The organism is Paraburkholderia sp. SSBN10T (assembly GCF_056619545.1).
The window spans coordinates 335,608-357,337 of sequence record NZ_JBWQQI010000006.1 but is presented as its reverse complement, the minus strand read 5'-3'; the positions used below and the strand labels follow the sequence as shown (position 1 = coordinate 357,337).

13 protein-coding genes are annotated in these 21,730 nt (G+C 63.3%); 2 read left to right on the top strand and 11 right to left on the bottom strand.

What is annotated here, in order from left to right:
• Window positions 1–293 precede the first annotated feature (293 nt).
• Both AC1ECK_RS12470 and AC1ECK_RS12465 read right to left on the bottom strand, forming a co-directional pair.
• On the bottom strand, window positions 294–851 hold the full coding sequence (locus AC1ECK_RS12470) for a DUF4142 domain-containing protein (RefSeq protein ID WP_480319400.1): 558 nt from the start codon (window positions 849–851) through the stop codon (window positions 294–296).
• 219 nt (window positions 852–1,070) lie between these two features.
• Window positions 1,071–1,976, bottom strand: coding sequence for a LysR family transcriptional regulator (locus AC1ECK_RS12465; protein ID WP_480319398.1), 906 nt, complete (start codon window positions 1,974–1,976; stop codon window positions 1,071–1,073).
• A gap of 410 nt (window positions 1,977–2,386) precedes the next feature.
• On the opposite strand from AC1ECK_RS12465, the gene AC1ECK_RS12460 reads away from it, so the two are divergent.
• Window positions 2,387–3,919, top strand: coding sequence for a class I tRNA ligase family protein (locus AC1ECK_RS12460; protein WP_480319396.1), 1,533 nt, complete (start codon window positions 2,387–2,389; stop codon window positions 3,917–3,919).
• Window positions 3,920–4,053: 134 nt separating this feature from the next.
• A complete protein-coding gene (locus AC1ECK_RS12455) occupies window positions 4,054–4,389 on the top strand; it encodes a thioredoxin family protein (protein WP_480319394.1) in 336 nt (111 codons plus the stop codon).
• Window positions 4,390–4,505: 116 nt separating this feature from the next.
• Here AC1ECK_RS12455 and AC1ECK_RS12450 read toward each other — a convergent pair whose 3' ends face one another.
• The 9 genes from AC1ECK_RS12450 to AC1ECK_RS12410 all read right to left on the bottom strand — a co-directional run bounded on the left by AC1ECK_RS12450 (window position 4,506) and on the right by AC1ECK_RS12410 (window position 21,232).
• Window positions 4,506–5,327 carry a formate/nitrite transporter family protein gene (locus AC1ECK_RS12450; protein WP_480319392.1) on the bottom strand — a complete coding sequence of 274 codons (822 nt, stop codon included), beginning with the start codon at window positions 5,325–5,327 and terminating at the stop codon, window positions 4,506–4,508.
• A 283-nt stretch (window positions 5,328–5,610) separates the two neighbouring features.
• Complete coding sequence (locus tag AC1ECK_RS12445) at window positions 5,611–6,213, bottom strand: ATP phosphoribosyltransferase regulatory subunit (protein ID WP_480319390.1); 603 nt, start codon at window positions 6,211–6,213, stop codon at window positions 5,611–5,613.
• Window positions 6,214–6,580: 367 nt separating this feature from the next.
• Window positions 6,581–7,612: a VTT domain-containing protein gene (locus tag AC1ECK_RS12440; RefSeq protein ID WP_480319388.1), complete on the bottom strand. Its 1,032-nt coding sequence runs from the start codon at window positions 7,610–7,612 to the stop codon at window positions 6,581–6,583.
• A 280-nt stretch (window positions 7,613–7,892) separates the two neighbouring features.
• Window positions 7,893–9,731 (bottom strand): tetratricopeptide repeat protein, encoded by a 1,839-nt coding sequence (locus AC1ECK_RS12435; RefSeq protein WP_480319386.1) that lies wholly within the window; start codon window positions 9,729–9,731, stop codon window positions 7,893–7,895.
• A gap of 29 nt (window positions 9,732–9,760) precedes the next feature.
• The gene (locus AC1ECK_RS12430) at window positions 9,761–10,888 is read right to left on the bottom strand and encodes a DUF2827 domain-containing protein (RefSeq protein ID WP_480319384.1); all 1,128 of its coding nucleotides are present in this window, start codon (window positions 10,886–10,888) and stop codon (window positions 9,761–9,763) included.
• Entirely contained in the window at window positions 10,885–11,415 is a 531-nt protein-coding gene (locus AC1ECK_RS12425) for a DUF4019 domain-containing protein (RefSeq protein WP_480319382.1), read from the bottom strand. Before AC1ECK_RS12425 ends, AC1ECK_RS12430 begins: the two co-directional genes overlap by 4 nt.
• Before the next feature lie 117 nt (window positions 11,416–11,532).
• Window positions 11,533–12,687, bottom strand: coding sequence for a DUF2827 domain-containing protein (locus AC1ECK_RS12420; protein WP_480319380.1), 1,155 nt, complete (start codon window positions 12,685–12,687; stop codon window positions 11,533–11,535).
• On the bottom strand, window positions 12,684–13,850 hold the full coding sequence (locus tag AC1ECK_RS12415; protein WP_480319378.1) for a DUF2827 family protein: 1,167 nt from the start codon (window positions 13,848–13,850) through the stop codon (window positions 12,684–12,686). Before AC1ECK_RS12415 ends, AC1ECK_RS12420 begins: the two co-directional genes overlap by 4 nt.
• Window positions 13,851–13,867: 17 nt before the next feature.
• Entirely contained in the window at window positions 13,868–21,232 is a 7,365-nt protein-coding gene (locus AC1ECK_RS12410; protein WP_480319376.1) for a YadA-like family protein, read from the bottom strand.
• Between the last annotated feature and the right edge of the window lie 498 nt (window positions 21,233–21,730).

The following is a 21,730-nucleotide window of genomic DNA, read 5'->3' as shown; positions in this document are numbered from 1 at the left end:
TGCCGTCGTCCTGGTCGGTGTCGGCCCCTTGGCTAGATCGCCCAAGCATGCGGGCCATCATAGGACGCGAGGTAAGAAAAATAAATAATTGCGGCGCCTTGCATTTAATTAAAAAAAATGCCGGCAGCAAGGCGAATTATTTTTTGGAAAAATAATTCGCCCGCTCGCGTGAAAGGTGGGAAGTGGTTTGCACGGGCACTCGAATTGCTGGCGAGCACCCGTGCTTAAGGTGCATGAAAGGTGTGTACTGCGCTCGCGCGTCACACCGGTCGCGCGTGAAGCGCATGCCGCCCTTACTGGGCGAGGTGCTTTCTCTGCGCCAGCTCCTGAGCCTGCGCGTAATCGGCCTGCACCGTCGGCAACGCCTTGCGCGCGGCCTCTTTCAACTGTGCATTGCGGCCCGAAGCGATTTCAGACTGAAAGGTCGACAAGGTCTTCTGCTCATCGCCGAGCGCGACCTGCTGGATATAGGCCTTGTCGAAATCGCTGCCGCGCAGGTCCTTGATGCTGTCGAGCACGGCCGTGTCGGGGTCGTTGTTCGGCACGTCGACGCCACGCGGACTCGCGGCGCGCAATGCTTCCGAAAGCTTGGCGTTGTCGGCGGCGACGTGCTGCGCGAAAGCCTTGACGTCACGATCGGTGGAGCGCGAGGTTGCGAGTCGCGCGGCGTCACGCTGCGTCGATACCGCTTTGGTCGCGTCGGCCACAAAGGCCTGATCTTCGGCGTGCAACTTCGTATCGTCCGGTGCGTTCGATGCGGCGGGTGTGCCTTGGGCATGGGCGCTGAGCGCGACCACCAGAAGACCAGTGGCGCAGGCGCCCATAAGCGAAGCAATCGGCAAGCGAATCATGCGTTCTCCCTGAAGTGAGGATGATGAAGAGACGCAGGAAATTCTAGAAGCCGCGCAAGGGTCGCAGCGCGAAAAATAATTCGTCTTTGTAACGGCTGGTAAAGAGTCTGGCGCGGCCTTCGATCCGATGCTTGCCCTGCACTCGAAGCAGTGGAGACGCGTTATTCGGCTCAACTGACATTGTCCGGGCGCAGATATTGCGGCGACTATGGCGCTGGTTCAGGGGCCCAGATCCGGATGACGGTTCGCGAGTTCGGTGACCCATTCGGTAAACGCACGGACCCGCAAACTCATGCGCCGATGCGGATAGAGAATCGACAACGGGGTCGATGGAATCGCATACTCGCTCAAGATTTCCTGCAGTTCGCCGCGCTCGATCATTTCCGCAACCATGAAGCGCGAGGGTTGAATAATGCCGTAACCCAATGCGCCGGCGGTGATGTAGACCGAGCCGTCGTTGACCGCGAGCGCGCCTTCCAGCGACACCTTCACCACTTCGCCGTTCACTTCGTATTCGAATGGAAAAACCTTGCCGCTGCGTGCCGAGACATAGTTGACAGCACGGTGTCCCGCGAGCTCTTCGAGCGTCGTGGGTGTGCCATGCGCGGCAAGATAAGCTGGCGACGCACAGGTCGTGATGCGCGAGTTGCCGATGCGCCGGGCGACCAGGCTCGACTCTTCCGGCGTTCCCATGCGGATCACGCAATCCACGCCGTCCTGGATCAGGTCGATGTTGCGGTCCGCGAGGCCGAGGCGCACATCGATCTCCGGATACTGCCGGTAGAAATCGCCGAGCGCCGGCAACAGCAGCGCCTTCGCCAGCGTGCCGGAGGTGTCGACGCGGATCGTGCCGGCAGGCGTTTGCCGCTTGTTCGATAGCGACGCCTCCGCATCGGAGATTTCGGAGAGGATGCCGACACAACGTTCGTAGTACAACGCACCATCTTCGGTGACGCTGACCTGACGTGTGGTCCGGTTCAGCAGGCGCACGCCGACGTGCTGCTCGAGCGCCTGAATCAGGTTGCTCACCGAGCCGCGCGGCAAGTCGAGCAATTCTGCGGCCTTGGAAAAGCTGTTGGTCTCGACCACACGGGTGAAGACTTCCATTGCCTGAAGGCGGTCCATACGGGGCGATCCTCGTCAGTCTCGGTTAAACGGCGGGGTGGAGGCGGCATCGCACATGAGCCATTGTTAAGCGTGCGGCTACAAGCTTGTAGCGAAGGCGCCGATGCCGCCATTATCTCCGAGCGCGGGTCCGACCTGAACAATTTTCAAAGCGTTGCGGGGTGAGGCTGCGGGTCCGGAATACCGCGCTTCCCGCCCCTAGACAAGCCGCAGCTTTGCTGGCAGCATTCAAAGACCGCGGCACGAGCCGCGACTTTGTCTCCCGATACTTCCCGACGAAAATGCAAGCTATCCAAGTCCTCGCTCACTCGATGCGTATGTCCCTGGCAGGTTCTCCCCCCAGGCGCTAAGGGCTTTTTTGCTTCTAAAAAGGGACGCCGCTGGCGTCCCTTTTCTTTTTTGGAGCAGCAATGACGTACCGATACATCACCACACCGATTTACTACGTGAATGACCGGCCGCATATGGGCCACGCCTACGCGAGCGTCCATGCGGACATCATGGCCCGCTATCTGCGAGCGGCCGGCCATCAGGTGATGCTGCTCACCGGCGCCGACGAGCACGGCGAGAAAATCGCCAAGGCCGCGGCGCAGGCCGGCGAAACGCCGCACGCGTTCGCCGAACGTCATGCGCAGAGCTTCGAGGCGGCGTGGCGGCATCTCGCGGTCGAGCCGGATCATTTTGTCCGCACCACGGCGCCGTCGCACGCCCGGGTCGTGTCGGCCTGCCTGACCCGTCTGTATGAAGCCAGCGAGATTTATCTGGCCGACTATGAAGGCTTGTATTCGGTCGGCCAGGAGCGCTTCGTCACGGAAAAAGAACTGGTCGACGGCAAGCTCCCCGAGGACAAGGAGCCGCCCGTGGTGCGGCGCGAAGCGAATTATTTCTTTCGTATGGAAGCGCATCGCACATGGATCCGGCAACTGCTGCTGGACACGCCAGATCTGATTCAGCCCACGCAATACCGCAACGAAGTGCTCAAGCTGCTGGAAGAACCGATAGGCGACCTGAGCATCTCACGCCCGGCCGAGCGCCTCGAATGGGGCATTCCGATTCCGTGGGATACGAGGCACGTGACCTACGTCTGGTTCGATGCGTTGCTGAGCTATGTCTCGCCGCTCGGCTATCCCGATCAGGCGGCGTTTGCGCACTACTGGCCGTCGGCACGGCATATCGTCGGCAAGGACATTCTGCGCACGCACACGCTGTTCTGGCTAAGCATGACGCATGCGCTGGGAATTGCGCCCTATCGGCGCCTGCACGTGTCGGGACATCTGCTGGGCGCCGATGGACGCAAGATGAGCAAGTCGCTCGGCAACGGCGTCGATCCGCTGGAGGCGGCGGACACCTACGGCGTCGACGCGCTGCGCTACACGCTCGTGCGCGAGGTCAGCTTCGGCTTTGACGGAATCATCAGTCACGCGGTAATCGAACAGCGTCTAAATCGCGATCTGGCCGACGATCTGGGCAACCTGGCGGCGCGCACGCTCTCGATGGTGGTGAAGTACCGCGGCGCTCGCGTCCCGGCACCCGGTGCCTACACCGGGCCGGAACTGGCGCTGATCGCGCGGGTGCGCGAGTTGCCCGCCATCGTTCTGGCGCTGGTCGATGAAATGAAACCCGGCCGTGCCGCCGAGCAGGTCATGGAGCTGGTAAAACAACTCAATGTCTACGTGGCGACGAGCGCCCCATGGACGCTCGCCAAAGATAGCAGCGCGTCCGGGCGGCTCGATAGCGTGCTCTACACGCTGATCGAAGCGCTATACCACGTCTCCAACCTGCTGTCCCCGGTGATGCCCGGCAAGATGCAGGAACTGCGCTCGCTGCTTGGGGTCTCCATCGAACCGCGCTGGAATGTCCCCTGGGGCGACGGCGTCAAACCCGGCACTGCGATCCATGAGGGCATCCTGTTTCCCAAACGGGCAACCGGAGACCACGTGTAAGCGCTTCACGGCCCGCGTCGACTGCACCAGCGTATGTCGACCGCGCCGTTTTCCGCTACATTGAAGCATTCCCGCCACGCAAGCTGCGATTCCAACGCACGCGAAGCGTGGCGCCCTCCTGTTGCGGAGTAGAAATGACGTCTCACGTTGCTTATTCACCCACCTCGCCGACGCGTGCCGAAGTCGATGCGCTTGCGGGCACAACCATTCTCGAGTTCGGCACGGACTGGTGCGGTTACTGTAAAGGGGCGCAGCCGTTGATCGGCAAGGCCCTCGAGGAGCATGCCGGGCTGCGCCATCTGAAGATCGAGGACGGTCCCGGCCGGCCGCTCGGCCGGTCGTTCAGGGTGAAGCTGTGGCCGACGCTGATTTTTTTACGCGATGGCGTCGAAGTTGCACGGGTGGTACGGCCGGCGGACGTCGAGTCCATCCAGGAAGGGTTCACGGCCCTTGCCCGAACGGACGGCTGAATACCGTCCAGCGACGACCGCTCAACGCACATCGCCCGCGCCTGATTGCTCAGATGCGGGCGATGCAGATTCCACGCGGATCGGCACGAAGCCGTGCCTGCGTCGTCGTATCAGTATCAGTTCGTGTTGGCGTTGCCCGCCGCGATCGGCAAGCGCGTCTTGGACGGATGGCCAATGCCGCCTTCCTGCAGCCAGTAGCCCAGCCCCATGAAGATCGCGCCGCCGGCCAGGTTGCCGAGCGTGACGAATATTTCGTTGTGCACAGCACCGGCGAGCGTCACGCTGTCCGGGTGTTCGCTCATCAAGGCCAGCGCGAACACGAACATGTTGGCGACGCTGTGTTCGAAACCGCTTGCCACGAATGCGAAGACCGGCCAGAAGATCAGGCCCAGTTTCGCACCGTCGTTGTTGGTGCGCGCCGCCATCCAGATCGCAAGACAGACGAGCCAGTTGCACAGCAGGCCCTTGGCGAACAGCGCCTCACCGGGCGCGGCCATCTTCGCCGTCACGGCCTTGAAGAACACCTCGGAGCCGTCGGTCAGCAGCACCCCGCCGCCGGCCGCATGCAGAATCGCCGCGAGCACGATGGCGCCGATCAGGTTGCCGATCCAGCACACCACCCACACCAGCACCATGCCGCCGACACCCGTCTCGCCGCGCAGCACGGCAAAAGGCATGTACATCGCTGTCCCGGTGAACAGGTCCGAACCGGCGAACACCACGATCGTCAGCGCGCAGGCGAACACGGCGCCCATGACGAGGTGCACATAGGCCGGATCCACATGCGAGCCGACCGAAAACATCAGGATGTCGCCGAAGCCGATATAGGCGCCGGCCATGGCCGCGCCAACCAGAAAGGCAAACGGCGAACGCAAGATCGCCGCCGCCTTGTGGGCGCCGATCCTGGCGAATTTATCAATACTCTCTGCGTACATCATGGCTCCACGAATTGGTCTCCCCTCTTCACCTAAGGAGGGTGCGTCAAACTGGCGCATATGATAGGGCGACCCAACTCGATCTTCATCAACAAAGCAGCGCAAAGTGGGCCGTTTGGTACGCAGATAAAACTGTGCTCCCGCAACGTAGCGAGTTCTGTATTCCTTTTTTGGCCGGCTGCACTAAGACGGGGCAGCATGGACTGCCCCGTTGCTGCAAGGCGAAGTGCTCAGGCTTCTCAGCGAAGACTGGATCGACGTGCCGCTTCGTGTTCGTTGCAAGGGTTTAGCCGCTCGACGTACCTTGCAGCCCTTGTATGCCGATTGCAAGCAGCAAGCGCTCGGCGCCGATACCGAAGCCTGCGCCCTCGCGATATGCGCCGCCTCCGGCTACCTGCTGTTGCGCGCCGAGTTCAGGACAACGGATCTCGAAACCCTCGCCGTTCAGGTAGTAACTCAGACCGCGTCGCGCAGCGACGTCGAGTTCGTAGCGCACACCGATCGAATCGAGAAAGCCTGTGGCGAGTTCACGGCTGCGTACGAGAGCGCCTAACGGATCTGGACCGAGGTACTCGAAGCCGAGCTGCACGAACTCGCGATAGCGGCCGGCCTGGGGCCGTTCATAGCGGTAGCAGCGCGCCACATAAAACAACAGCCGTTCCTTGCGGCGTTCGAGCAGTTCCTGACAACGCTCCTGAAACAACGCGGTGGCTTCGGGAATCAGGCAAACCGGCCGGCCTTTCTTGTCCGGGAACGCCCACATCTGGCCGATTATTTCACTGCCGCCGGCCTTTTGCACAAAGGTGTCCTGAGACCATAGCGCGGGGATGATGGCCTCTTCCGCCCCAGCGTCAATGAAGGTAGCTCCGGAAACGATTCTCCAGTTCACGAACGCGTGCGGCTTCCTTGCCGACGATAAAGCGGGTTCCACGGATCATGGTCATGCTCGAACTCCAGGTGGTGAGGAAATAAAAAAAGGCGCCATAGGCGCCTGGGTCGTTTTCGCATGAGCCAGCCGGTCAATCAATATCTGGCTGGCTTCGATGCTATGAGACGTAACGAACCACGGCGCGACGGACTGCTGCCGTGATGGTGATGCGAGCGGGTGGTTGCGTTACGTGGGTTCATGACGGCCAGTGTGGCACAGGTCCGGAGTTTTGTGAACGGTTTCGATGGGCACCACGTGGCGCCTCTCAACGAGTCGCGGCAAGCGGCCTGGTGCTGCGCGAAGTCGTTCTGGATGCCCTCGCCGTGCATTATTCGCTGAGACGCGCCCTCACCGTGTACTCGTTATCGAGCACCGGATCGAACTCGGCTTCAGACTCGGGCCTGCCACGCGGCGCATGAAAGTCCGCCGACAGCGGCTCCACCGGATAACCGCGCCGCTCCCAGGCGTCGAGCCCGCCCTTGAGCGCATGCACGTGATGAATATTCTTTCGATGCAGTTGCGTGATGATGCGCTTGGCCGTCGCTTCGTTCGGGCACACACAGTACACGACGATCGGACGCTTCAGCAGTTCGGGATCGAGCTGCTCGGGCGAGTCCAGATCGAGGGCGCGCGCTCCGGGAATCCGGTACGCCTCTTTCGCGCGCACCTGCGCCGGACGTGCATCGAAGATCAGCGGCGGCGCGTTCGACTTCATCAACCCGTCCAGTTGCTCGGGGGAGATGCGAATCCTCGCCAGCCAGCGGCGAAACTGCACCCGCCGCACCCAGCGATACACAACGAACAACCCACCCAGCACCGCCAGCAGATCGAATACCGTGACGCCGTTGTGCCGCACGAACTGGAGGAATTGTGCGATCTCGTCGTGCAGCGCCGCGCCGCCGACCAGCCAGAGGCCCGCCCACAACGACGCGCCGAGGAGATCCCAAAGCAGGAAAATGCGTGCATCGATACTCGTGGTGCCGAGCAAGGGAGCGGCGATCAAACCGAGGCCGGGAACGAATTTGGACACGGTGAGAATCGGCGCACCGTAGCGTTCGAAGATATTGCGCGCCGTGCGGACCGTCGCGTCGAACGACAGCGAAAAGCGCACCAGCGAATTCAGCATGCGGCGGCCGCGCAGCCGCCCAGTGGTGAACCACAGCGTATCGGCGAGCAAGGTGGCGCAAACGGCGGCGACGAACACGCTCGAGTACGAGACCTGGCCCGCGGCGGCCATGGTTCCTGCGAGAACCAGCATGGGCGCGGCCGGGAGCGGCACGCCAAGCTGCGTGATCAGCACGCTCATGAAAACCGCCCAGGCACATAGCGCGGGTGGAATCGCTGTCGGGAGATGCAACACAATACCGCTCCTGCGGAAAACCATCGCCGATGGCTTGACTTTCGGTCTGTCTCGGCAACCTGCGCGGGATTCCTGGAACAGGTGCGACAGTGCATGCGTCGCGCTGCGCCGGGCAAGGCCAGTCGCCAGTGGCCTCGGGCAAATCCTGCGCGCTGCATCGACTACCGGATTCTAAACAAAAACGCCGCCTGGCATGGCGCGAGCCGACAACGTGGCGGGCCCGATGCGCTCCGGCTTGAAGCGGCAAATACGGGCGAACGCGCCGCAGTTGCACCGGCGACTACGTTGCGGCAACGCCGTCGCCCGGCGCAGCCAGCGCCAGCAGGTCCGCCCTCACCCGCTGCAGTACTGTGGACCAGTCGCGGTATTGTCGTTGCCGGTACAGCGTCAGGGACGGATACCAGGGACTGTCAGCGCGATCGAGCATCCAGACCCAGTGCGGATTGACGTCCAGCAGCAGCCAGGTGCGCACGCCCAGCGCGCCCGCGAGATGTGCAACCGAGGTGCACACGGTGATCACCAGATCGAGATTGCCGATCAGCGCGGCGGACTCGTCGAACGAGTCGAGCGATGCCGTGTGGTCGATCACCGCGAGGCCGTGCCCAGCCATCTCCCTGACGTCTTCGGCGCCGTCAATCTGCAGGCTGTAGAACGTGGCTCCGGGGATCGCCCGCAATGCTTGCGCGTACAACGAAGGCGGCAGCGAGCGCAGCGGATTGCGCTGGTGCGTGCGATTGCCGCTCCAGACCAGCCCGATCTTGAGCCCTGCATCGCCGGACAACTTCGCGCCCCACTGCCTCATGCGGACGGGGTCCGCTTCGAGGTAACGCGACGGCGTCGTCAAGGTGTCGAGCGTCACACCGAGCCGCAGCGGCAAGCTGCCGACCGGGAGATCGAAATCGAACGCCGGGAATTCGGCCGCATCGTGCGGCACGACCGCAATGGCCAGTGCGGCAAGGCTGCGCTCGAAAAGCGGCAAGAGTTTGCGAAAACAGCAGTAAATCAGCGTCCCGCCGGCACGCCGCACCTGTTCAGCGATGGCGGGAATAAAGCGCACGAACTGGATGGCGTCGCCGAAGCCTTGCTCCCCCCAGATGAGCAGCGTCTTGCCGCGCAGATCCTCGCCTTGCCAATGCGTCTTCGGACTCAGGAAAGTGGCCTGCTGCAGCTCCGGCGAACCGGCCCAGCGCGCCTCGTGATTGATGAAGCCGTTGACATAGTCGCCGCGCAGCAACTGCAGCATCGCCACGGCCCACTTCACCTTCGGCTCGTAAGGCGACGCCTGCGCGGCCCGGACGATGACGGCCAGCGCCTCGTCCCAGCGTTGCAGTTCCTTCAGCGCGTTGCTGCATGCTTGCAAGGCGACGAAGTATTGCGGGGCCAACGCGCAGGCGCGTTCTGCCGCGATCAGCGCATTGTGCGGTTCGCGCAGCCGCAACCAGGCGTTGCTGGCATTGGCCCAGGCGAGAGCGTTGTTCGGGTCGAGCTGCAGCGCCTGTTCGGCGAAGCGCAGCGCCACGCGATCGTCCTTCGTCTGATAGTGCAGCGCCGACAGATTGCTGTGCAACATGGCGTTGCCGGAATCGAGCGCCAGCGCGCGCTGGTACGCCGCAAGCGCGGCCGGTTGCGACTGGCTCTTGTGGTGCGCGAGTCCCAACAGGAACCACGCGCGTGAGGAACCGGGCCGGGCTTCGCACCACCCCGCGGCAATCTCCACCGCACGTCCGCAAAGATTCAGTTGCAGCAGGAGTTCCAGCCACGCTTCGAGCCAGTCCGAGGATTCGGACGCGTAAGCCGCCTGCGGGGCGCTCTGGAACGCACGCTCATACCACGCGTTGGCGCGCTCAAGCGCGCCTTCGCGCACCGCGAGCCGCGCCAGTTCGATGAGAGTCGGGACAAAGTCTGCCGCGATCGCCAGCGACTGTTCGAGCGTCGCCTGGGCTTCGTCATAGCGGCCGCACAGCCTGAGCAAGTGCGCGCGGGCTGTCAGCGCGCCGGCGTCTTGCGGCTGCAACGCCAGCCAGGCGTCGATCTCCTGCGACGCGTGCACGAGCTCACCGCGTTCGAGACGCTGCTGGAGCCGCTCGAATGGCGTAGACGGTGTGGAGAGCGAGGTCATTGAGTGCATCGATATGGGCATACGAATCTCTAGCGAACCGGCCGTGCCAGCAGGTCGTCGAATAACGCCGCATAGGTGGCGACCAGTTGCCGGTTATCCGGCAAATAACGCGCAATCAGGCCGCGCTGCTGCTCGCGGTACCAGGAGGCGTGCGCGTCGTGGGATTCGATCGCTTCAACCACCCGGCGCGCGCCTTCATCGGCATCGTTGCCCTGATAGTAGTAACCGAGATCGCTGCACAGCGAGGCGTTGTGGATCAACGGATAGCCTTGCCAGCACACTTCGAGGTAGAAGTAGTTCAGCGGATTTTCGAGCTGGTGCGAAATGACGATATCGGTGTGCTCAGCCAGAAACACCGGCGTTTCGTACCGGCCGAGGAAGACCGCCTTATGGTCGCGGACAATCTCGAGCTGGTTCATCAAGGCGATGAAATCGACGCTCTCTTTCGCAATCTGTTCGGCGTTCGTGACCTGCAGCAGCCCGATGCTGTCAGGCCGCTGCCGATAGGCAAGCTCGGCGATCAATGCCGGGTAGAGGCAAAACTTGACCACATTGAGATTGGGCTCCATCACGCTCAGGCGCCGTGCGCCTTGACGCGGCCGGTACTCGCCCGCATTCGGCAGCTCTTTGACGCGCTCGTCCAGAAACATCGGACTCCAGACAAACGGCACGACCCGGCCCGTCTGCCGGCGCAACACCTCGAAGAACGACCGGCTGATATTGGCAACCTGCGGAATGATCCAGATATCGTCGTAGCGCTGATTGACGAACAGTGCCGCGCCCCACATCGGCTTGCGGAACAACACCGATTCCATTGCGTGGACATACTCGAAGCCGCAGCAGTACGACACAAGCCGCACATTGCGCTGCTTCAGATAAGCGGTCTGGGCGCCGTCGATCTGGCCGCCGAGTTCGATCAACACATCCAGTTCGTCTTTCGCCGCCTCGAACGACAGCGTCGGATAGCGAACCTGGTCCCACGGCAAGGCCGCCGTGACGGCAACCGCGGTGGTGTTCACGAGGACGACTCGCGCGACCTGCGGGCAACGCCGCAAGGCCTCCGCCAGAAACGCGGCATTCTGTTTGATGCCGTTATTCCAGAGCGTTTCTGCCTCGTGATGCAAGCCGATCGTGATGCCGACACGCAGTCCGTTCATGGTGTCGCAATCTGGCTCTGGGTCGCCGTCCGGTCCTGGGTTTGGCGCGGCACGTAACCGGTCAGATGCCACTGGCCGTCGTCGCCCAACCGGAAGCTCAGCATTTCGAACACCGTGCGCCCGCTCGCCAGGGTGGTAGCGAAATCGACGTTCGCATACAGGCCATCGGGAATGCCTTTGGCGCCGCTGTACTGGATCCGCGTGACCGAGGCCCAGCCGCGCCGGGTCACGGCGCCCACCGACTGCCGCGCCTGCTGCATCTGGCTCGCAAAGCGCTCCTGCGGCACGCTCGCCTTGACGAACGGCGCCGCGTCTTGCCAGAGCGCCGTATAGTGATTGGCGTCGAGTTGCTGCAGGACCTGGTTGGCGTCGTTCAGCAGTTCGTCGGCCGAAGTGCCCTGCTGCGCGAGCGCGAGCGTCGGCCCGCAGGCCATCACGCAGGCGGCCGCCAGCATGGCGGCAAGGCGTGCGGCCGTCGACGGGCGTATCGGCCGGGTGATTCGTTCAAGCGAACAATATGCTTTCATGGTGTGATTCGAAACCCAGGCATGAAACAGAAACGCGCGGAAACGCAGCGCGCAGTCTGGCGACTGCGGCGCAATGAAAATCGGCGTGTGCCCGCCAGATCACGCATGGCGATACCGCTAAGCGGGCGCATAGAGCGCAGCCAATGCATCGCTGTAGATGCGCACGTTGTCGTCGTTCTCGGGGTCCAGTCTGTGCAGAAACGCCTTGGCGGTGCGCCGGTAGGTCTCGAGATGCGTATCGTGCTCGACAAAGGCCCGCTGCAAGGCCTGTCCGCCCTCCTCGCAATCGAAGTCGTGATAGCGGTAGCCGCAATCGCCGATCAGATGCGAGTTGTGAATCAGCGGATAGCCGCCGTACAGCGCCTCATAGTAGACGTAGTTCTGAGCGTTTTCCCAATGATGGCTGACCACCACGTCCACGTCGCTCGCCACCACCCGGCAAAACGGAAAGCGCCCTTCGAACGAGGTCAGGCCATGCTTGACGATATTCAGGCTGCGGGCGAAGCCGTTGAAGCTCACATGCTCCTTCAGATGAAACGTGTTGTAGGCCCAGACGTGTTCCAGCAGGTCGGGATCGGTGCGGTGCGCCGCCTCGCAGGACAAGAGCGGCACGAAGCTCGTCTTCACCATGCAGATATTCGGCTCGAAGATGCCGGCGCGCCAGCGCCGCCGTCCCGGCCGGTAGCCGAAGGCGAGCCCTTCGGGCAGGCGCGCCGCTTCGCGCTCCAGCACCAGCGGGCTCCACAGGTGCGGCATCAGGCGCACCGGGCAGCGAAAGGTGCAGGCGTAATACGGCACGCAGGTGTTTTCGTATTCGGGCAGCGTCCAGACCTCGTGATACGGCGCCGCATTAATCAGGAGTCCATGTGGCTTGTCGAAGATCATCCGTTCGATGTCGATGACGTAGTCGTTGCCCACCCGCATCGACACGATCTTGCCGCCGCGCTCGCGAAACGCCACCACCCACTCGCGCGCCAGTTGGGCGCTCATCTCGATCATCACGTCGAGCGTCGCGGCCGCTTCGTCCATGTCGATCAACGGCACCGGCGAATCGGCGAGAAAGTTCTTCGCATCCTCGGGCCGGCCATCGCCTCCGCCTGCGACCAGATACGTGGCTTCGACGAGCGGCGAGCGCATCAGCAGCATCACGAGAAAAATGCAGTTCTGGTAGATGCCGTTTTCCCACACCGATTGCTCGCCCTTGCGCACGTAGATCGACACGCCGACGCGCAGCTTGCGGGGCTGGGAACCCGGGCTTAGTTCAATGCTCATGAGCGGCTCGCATGGGGGGCAAATGCCGTGTCGCGGCACAGGTGCAGCAACCGGGCCGCATAGGCGTCGAGATTGGCCTGGTTGAACGGGTCCACCGCCGCGAAAATGCGTTGCGAGCGGGCGCGATAATCGGCGAGGCCATCGGCGTGCTGCGCCGCTGCGTGCTGCAGTTGCGCCGCGCCCTGGCGCGTATCGAAGCCGGGGTAGTAATAGCCCGCTTCCTTGAGCCACGGCGAATTGTGGATCAGCGGATAGTCGCCGTACAGCGCGTCGAGATAGCTATAGTTCTGTTCGTTCTGCCATTGATGCGCGACGATGGCGTCGGCATGCTGCACCATGAAGCCGACGATATCGTGGCGGCCATGGAACGTCGCCTTGTGCTCGCGCACGAGGTCCAGCGAATTGGCGAAATACAGCATGGTGGGATGATCTTTGAGGTGCAAGGTGTTGAGCACGTGCATCGCCTCGACGAGGCTGCGCTCGACACGGTAGGCCTCGTCGCAGACCAGCATCGGAATGCTCGAGGTCTTCACCACCGAAATATTCGGCTCGAAAATCGCCACTCGCAGGCCACGGCGTGCGCCGTCGCCGGTTGCCTCAGTTGCCGTGGCGTCGGCTCGATAGCCATAGCGCATACCGAGCGCCTCGACTTCCCGCACGCGCTGCTGGACAAATTGCGGATGCCAGATGAAGGGCGCCTCGTGCACATCGCAGCGGTGCAGCAGCCGCATCATCGGCGCGAAGGCGGCGTCTTTGGGCAGGTGCCAGACCTCGTCGCAGCGGTCGGGCCGCGGCGCATGAGTGGGCTTGGTGAAAATGGCCGGTTCGGCAAGACCGACATACGGCTGGCCGCAGCAGTAGAACACCACCTTCTTGCCGCGCGCGCGCATCAGGTCGAGCCACTCGATGTCGAGCGCACCGCCCATTTCGACGATCACATCCACTTCGTCCGTGGCTTCACGCGCCCTCATCAGGCGCAGGTTGCGCGCGGCCAGATCCACCTGGGCGGGCATCACGCCCTGGTCTCCGACATCGATCAACACCACCGACTGCACGAACGGCAGGCGCTGGAAGAGTTCCGCCAGAAAGATGACGTTCTGCCCCAGCCCGTTCTGCCAGATGTTCTGGCCGGTGTGTGTAATGACGGAAATCCCGATGCGCATGTTCACACTCAGATGGATTACCAGGAATACCCCACCCCGGCGTTGACCAGCACGTGAGCCCCGTTCGTCGCGCTGGCGCCCAGCTTGACGATGGTGTTCTGTGTAACCCGGGCGCTGGCGCCGATGGCGATGGCGCTGTAGCCCGCGTAGTTGCCTACCCCTGCGGCAACCTGGAAGGTCTTGCCCGGCTCGACCTGCGGCAGGCCGGCCAACGCACCGGCCATGGCCACGCCCGAGTAGGCTGCGCGCGCAACGTTGTCGATATTCTGCTCAACGCCCTGCAGTTGCGCAACGTTTACCGCATCGGTCGGGTTGACGCCCGGCGCCACGTTGGTGATGGTCCGCTCGTTACCCGGCGAGCCCACCGATACCGAATTCGCCTCCGTTGCCACCGAACCGGCGCCGATCGCCACCGAGTTCGAGCCGGACGCGGTAGCATTGGCGCCTACCGCGGACGAGCTGGACCCGCTCGCCTGGGAGCCGGAACCGACCGCGACGGTGTTGCTCGCGCTCGCCGTCGAGTTGCCGCCGATCGCCACCGATTCGGTACCGGTCGCGCTTGCTGCGCTGCCGGTGGTGTTCACCGCCACGTACTTCGAATTGCTTGACGTGGTGTTAGTGGTGGTGGTCTGCGACAGTTGGGTCAGTTGGCTGGTGGTTTGCGACAGTTGCGTTTCGAGCGCATACAACTGGCTGCCGTTGACCGCGTCGGTGCTGGTCGCGGAGATCGCGCCGGCTGCGATGTTGGTCAGTGCAACCGCGGAGGCCGCGCCAACGCCGCCGAGCGTCACGCTGGTATGCGCGGCGTTGTCGTACAGCACGGCATCGCTCGCGACCGAGGCCACCGCCTGCAACTGGCTGACGTTCACCGCATCCGTGGCCGCGGTGCCGGCGGCCACGCCGGTCAACTGGCGCGCGCCTGCCGTGCCGGTGAAGTCGACGACGGTGCCGCCCGTGTTGGCGCCCACCGTGATCGCACCGTTGCCCGGTGCGCCGCCGACCTGCTGCACGAGACCCACCGTGCCGTTGGCGATGCCCGTCGACAGCGCGGTGACGCTGCTGGTGGCCGTGTTCAGGCCAGTGGACAGCGAGGCGACGTTGCTGTTGGTCGTGTTCAGGCCCGTCGACAGCGAGGCGACATTGCTGTTGGTGGTGGTGAGACCCGTCGACAACGAGGCCACGTTGCTGTTGGTCGTGGTGAGACCCGTCGACAGGGACGCGACGTTGCTGTTGGTCGTGCTCAGACCGGTAGACAGCGAAGCCACGCCACTTTGTGCCGTGCTGATGCCGGTCGAAGTCGAGGTGGACAGCGACGCCACGCTGCTATTGGTCGTGCTCAGACCCGTGGACAGCGAGTTCACGCCGCTCTGCGCGGTGCTGATGCCCGTCGAGGTTGACGTCGACAGCGAAGCCAGGCTGCTGTCGGTCGTGCTCAAGCCAGTGGAGAGCGAGCTGAGACCGGTCGAGGTCGAAGTGGACAGGCTCGCCACCGTGCTGTTGGTCGTGCTCAGGCCGGTCGACAGCGAGCTGAGGCCAGTCGAAGTCGAGGTGGAGAGGCTCGCCACCGTGCTGTTGGTCGTGCTCAACCCTGTGGACAACGAACTGACGCCCGTCGACAAGGACGCCACGTTGCTCGCCGCGGTGTTCACCTGGGTCGCCACCGCGTACAACTGGCTGCCGTTGATGGCATCGGTGCTCGCCGCCGTGATCTGACCGGCAGCGACGTTGGTGACCTGACGCTCGGCGCCCGCTGCACCGACGCTCACCACGCCGACCGGCGCGTTACCCGCAAACGTGCCGTACGTCGTGCCGCCGATCGTGGCCGAGCTGACCGGCACGGCGGCAGCCGTCGTCGAATTGGCGCCCAGCGCCACCGAATTGTTGGTGCTGGCGACCGCATTGGCGCCGAGCGCCACGCTTTGCGTGCCGGACGAGGTGCTGCTCACGCCGATTGCGATACCCGAAGTGGCCGCGGATACCACCGACGAGGAGCCGCCGATGGCAATCGCGTCGCTCGCCGCGGCGCTCGCGCCGCCCGTCAGCGATGAGCCCGTGCCGTTGCCGCCCAGGGCGATCGAACCGGTGCCCGAGGCGCTCGCCAGACGGCCGATCGCATTGCTGTCGCCGCCGCTGGCGTTAGCCAGTTCGCCGAGCGCGGTGGACGCCGCACCCGACGCCGTGGCCGCGAGGCCGATCGCCGTACCAGCCCCGCCGCTGGCCGTCGAGGAATAGCCCAGTGCGGTGCCTTCAGTAGCCGAGGCGGTTGCAAACGAACCCATTGCCAGACTGCCCGCGCCGGTCGCGCTGGCCTGCGCGCCGATCGCGGTCGCCGGCGCCGCGGCGCTCTGACCGTTGGCGGCGGCAGCCTGGCCGATGGCGATGTCGCCTTCGGTCGAAGCGATCGCCCCGTTGCCTTGCGCAATGCTGTTGTCGCCGATGGCCTGCGACGCCGGTCCGACGGCGACGCTGTTCACGCCGAGCGCCTGCGAATCGGCCAGGGTCGAATTGGCATGGAAGTACTTGATGCCCTGGCTGTTGATGCTGTTGAGCACCGAGCCGACGTCGTTGAGCGTGCTGGTCGTGCCGTTCGCGTTGTACGTGACATACGACGGTGCGGAGATCGCGCCGGTTGTCGCGTTGTAGGTCGCGCCGCCGCCGAGCGCGGACGCCGTGCTGTTGCCGAGCGCGGTGACGTTGGTCTGGATCGAGCCGACGCTGGTCGACAGCGAGGCGATGCCGGTCGAGGTCGAGGTCGAGAGCGCGGTGACTGTGCTGTTGGTCGTGCTCAGGCCGGTTGAAAGCGAGTTCACGCCGCTTTGGGCTGTGCTGATGCCCGTCGAGGTCGAGGTCGACAGCGAAGCTACGTTGCTGTTGGTCGTGCTCAGGCCGGTTGAAAGCGAGGTCACGCCGCTTTGGGCTGTGCTGATGCCCGTCGAGGTCGAGGTCGAGAGCGAAGCCACGCTGCTGTTGGTCGTGCTCAGGCCGGTAGACAGCGAGTTCACGCCACTTTGGGCCGTGCTGATACCCGTGGAAGTCGAGGTCGACAGCGAAGCTACGTTGCTGTTCGTGGTGCTCAGACCCGTGGACAACGACGTCACGCCGCTTTGAGCCGTGCTGATGCCGGTCGAGGTCGACGTTGAAAGCGAAGTCACACTGCTGTTCGTGGTGCTCAAGCCCGTCGACAGCGAAGCGATACTGCTGCCCGTCGTACTGAGCCCCGTCGAAAGCGACGCCACGCCGCTTTGCGCGGTGCTCACACCAGTCGACAACGAACTGACGCTCGTCGATGTCGTCGTGGACAGCGAAGTCAACTGGCTGAAGTTGACCGCGTCGGTCGGATTCACTCCGGCGGCGACATTGGTCAGGGTCACCGGTGTGGTCGAACCAACGCCGCCCAGTGTCACCTTCGTATGGGTCGAGTCGTCGTACTGGACCGAATTCGCCAGGCCCGTCGACAACGAGGCCACGTTGCTGTTGGTCGTGCTGAGTCCAGTGGACAGCGAGCTCACACCGCTTTGGGCCGTGCTGATGCCCGTCGAGGTCGAGGTCGAGAGCGAAGCCACGCTGCTGTTCGTCGTGCTCAGCCCCGTCGACAGAGATGCGACGCCGCTCTGCGCGGTGCTCACGCCCGTCGACAAAGAACTGACGCTAATCGACGTCGTGGTGGACAGCGAAGCGACGCTGCTTTGGGCCGTGCTGATACCGGTCGACGTCGACGTCGAGAGCGAAGCCAAGCCGCTGTTGGTCGTGCTCAAACCCGTCGACAGCGAGTTCACACCGCTTTGTGCCGTGCTGATGCCCGTCGAGGTCGACGTCGAGAGCGAAGCCACGCTGCTATTCGTCGTGCTCAGACCCGTCGACAAAGACGCTACGCCGCTCTGCGCGGTGCTCACGCCCGTCGACAAAGAACTGACGCTGGTCGACGTCGTGGTGGACAACGAAGCGACGCTGCTTTGGGCCGTGCTGATACCCGTCGAAGTTGAGGTCGAGAGCGAAGCCACGCTGCTGTCCGTCGTACTCAGACCAGTGGACAAGGACGCCACGCCGCTCTGCGCGGTGCTCACGCCAGTCGACAACGAACTGACGCTGGTTGACGTCGTGGTGGACAGCGAAGCGACGCTGCTTTGTGCAGTGCTGATGCCTGTCGACGTCGAGGTTGACAGTGAAGCCACGCTGCTGTTGGTCGTGCTCAAGCCGGTCGACAGCGAGTTCACGCCGCTTTGAGCCGTGCTGATACCCGTCGAGGTCGAGGTCGAGAGCGAAGCCACGCTGCTGTCCGTCGTACTCAAGCCGGTGGACAAGGACGCAACGCCGCTCTGCGCGGTGCTCACACCAGTCGACAACGAACTGACGCTGGTCGATGTCGTAGTAGACAGAGAAGCGACGCTGCTGTTGGTCGTGCTCAGCCCGGTGGACAACGAGTTCACGCCGCTTTGCGCCGTGCTGATACCCGTCGAAGTCGACGTCGACAGCGAAGCCACGCTGCTGTTGGTCGTGCTCAGCCCAGTGGACAACGCGTTCACGCCGCTTTGCGCCGTGCTGATACCCGTCGAAGTCGAGGTCGACAGTGAAGCCACGCTGCTGTTCGTCGTGCTGAGGCCGGTGGACAACGAATTCACACCGCTTTGTGCCGTACTGATGCCCGTCGAAGTCGACGTCGACAGCGAAGCCACGCTGCTGTTCGTCGTGCTCAGACCCGTGGACAACGAATTCACACCGCTCTGCGCCGTGCTGATGCCCGTGGAAGTCGAAGTCGACAAGGAGCTCAAGCCCGTCGACAACGAGCTCACCGAACTGCCCACCGAGTTCACCTGGTTCGCCACGGAATACAGTTGACTGCCGTTCACGGCATCGGTGCTGGTCGCCGTGATGCGGCCTGCTGCCACGTTCGTGATCTGCCGCTCGGCGCCCACTGCGCCGACGCTCACGACGCTCGTCGGGTTGGCCCCGGCAAAGCCGCTGAAGGTGGTCGAACCGACCGTGGCGCTGCTGGTGGGGTTCGCGGCCGCCGTCACCGAGCCGGAACCCAGCGCGACATCGCCCGGGTTGTTGGCCACGGCCGTCGGTCCGATCGCCACGCTATTCGTGCCGAGTGCCTGCGAGTCCGCCAGCGTCGAGTTGGCGTGGAAGTACTTGATGCCCTGGCTGTCGATGTTGCTCAGCGCCGACCCCACGTTATTGACCGTGCTGGTCGTGCCATTAGCGTTGTACGTGGTGTACGACGGAGCGGAAACTGCACCGGTTGCCGAGTTGTAGGTCGCCCCGCCGCCCAGCGCCGCGGCCGTGCTGGTGCCGAGAGCGTTCACGTTGGTCTGGACCGTGCTCACGCCGGTCGACAGGCTGGTGATGCTGCTGTTCGCGGTGGCGAGGCCGGTCGAAGTCGAGGTCGAAAGCGAACTCAGGCTGCTGTTGGTCGTAGAAAGCCCCGTCGACAGAGACGCTACGCCGCTCTGCGCAGTGTTCACGCCCGTCGACAACGAACTGACGCTGGTCGACGTCGTGGTGGACAGCGAGGCCACGCTGCTTTGGGCTGTGCTGATACCTGTCGAAGTTGAGGTCGACAACGCCGTCACACTGCTGTTGGTCGTGCTCAAGCCGGTCGACAGTGAGTTCACGCCACTTTGAGCCGTGCTGATGCCCGTCGAGGCCGAGGTCGAGAGCGCCGTCACGCTACTGTTGGTCGTGCTCAAGCCGGTGGACAGCGAGCTCACACCGCTTTGCGCTGTGCTGATACCCGTAGACGTCGAGGTCGACAGCGAAGCCACGCTGCTGTTAGTTGTACTGAGACCAGTCGACAACGAACTGACGCTGGTCGACGTCGTGGTGGACAACGATGCGACGCTGCTTTGCGTCGTGCTGATGCCCGTCGAGGTCGAGGTGGAAAGCGCCGTCACACTGCTGTTGGTCGTGCTCAGGCCGGTGGACAGCGAAGTCACGCCACTTTGCGCCGTGCTGATGCCCGTCGAGGTCGAGGTGGAAAGCGCCGTCACACTGCTGTTGGTCGTGCTCAGGCCGGTGGACAGCGAAGTCACGCCACTTTGGGTCGTGCTGATACCCGCCGATGTCGACGTAGAAAGCGAAGTCAGATTGCTGTTCGTCGTGCTCAAACCAGTCGACAGCGAAGTCACCCCGCTTTGCGCCGTGCTGATACCCGTAGACGCTGAAGTGGACAGCGCAGTCACATTGCTATTCGTCGTGCTCAGGCCGGTCGACAAGCTGGCATCACGACTAACCGCTGTGCTCAGCCCCGTCGACGTCGAAGTGGACAATGCCGTGACATTGCTGTTCGTGGTGCTCAAACCCGTCGACAACGAATTCACCCCACTTTGCGCGGTACTGATCCCAGTAGACGCAGAAGTCGAAAGCGAAGCGATGCTGCTAGTCGCCGTGCTCAAGCCCGTCGACGTCGAAGTCGACAAGCTCGAAATGCTGCTGGCCGTGGTGCTCATGCCGGTGCTGAGCTGTGCGACCGTGACGGCGTCCTGCGGCGCGGAGCCGTCGGCGACATTGGTGATCCGGCGCAACGCAGTCGAGCTGCCTACCGACACCACAGACGACGGCGCTGTACTGCCCGTGAGATAGCCCGTTCCGGTTGGTGCAGCCGTGCCTGTGGTGCTGCCATAACCAATCGCCACGCTGTTGGCATAGCTCGCGGTGCTGTTACCGCCGAGCGCCAACGCGTTGGCCCCCGACGCCGTCGAAGTCGTGCCGATTGCCAGCGAGCTGCCGCCGCTCGCCGTGGCGGATACGCCAAGCGCCATGTCGGACGTACTGGAAGCCGTCGCAGACTGGCCCAACGCCACGGCGCCTGCTCCCGAGACTGTCGACGCATAGCCAATCGCCACGCCCGAAGTCGCCGCCGTCGACGCAACCGAATAGCGGCCAATCGTGATCGAATTGGTCGCGAGCGCGGCCGAACCGCCGGTGCCGCTGCTGTTGCCGCCGCCAATCGCGATCGAGCTAGAACCCGACGCGGTCGCATCGTTACCCAGAGCCGTCGCGCCCGTATTGGTCGCCTTGGCGCCGGAACCCATGGCAATCGCGCTCAGGCCAGTCGCAGTCGTGGCCTGGCCGAACGCCTGCGAATAGCCGCCCGAGGCGGTGGCGTTGGCGCCGATCGCGATGGACGTGGCGCCCGATGCGGTGGTTGTGCTGCCGTTCGAGCCGCCAATCGCAATCGACTGCGCGCCGGTCGCCGTACCGTTGCCCACCGCGTACTGCGCCTGCGCGACGTTCATGCCGGCACTGGCGCCCAGAACGACCACGGCGATCGCCTTGGCCACGGAAGATTTATTCGGCTTGCCACGCGCAGACGAGATTTCCGATGCGGCTACCCACGCACCAAGGGCCTCATTCCAGATGGTTCTGTATGACTTGTTCATTTTAACGAAAGCCTCTCAGGTATCGCGCGACACTAACCGACCCACCGGTATTCAACAGACAAACCGATCCGATGTTTCGAAAATCGGAACCCCGGCGCGCATTAATTTGGGATAAGCGGATTTTATTGAGTTCGCTTCTTTTAAATTGACAAGCAATGCAAATTGCCCATATCAGTTCCGTTAAACATTGTCAAAATCGACAATTCGGTCCGAAGTATCGAGACGAAGATGGGAAATGCGCGCGCAGGAGAAGTGAATATCGGATGGTCTGCCAGCATCACACTAGCAACCGTGATTCGACCAGTAACGGTTCGACAAAGGCTCTACGAAAGGCACGCGGACACCCCGCCCAAAGGCAACCCTGGCAAGGATGAAAACACTATCGAGGCATCTGCCGACGCTGACCGCCGCCTCGCTGTTTCATACGAACGTTTATTTTAAGCGATTTTATAATTACCAGACCTATATCAAACAATCCTGCCCACCAAAACTCAATCG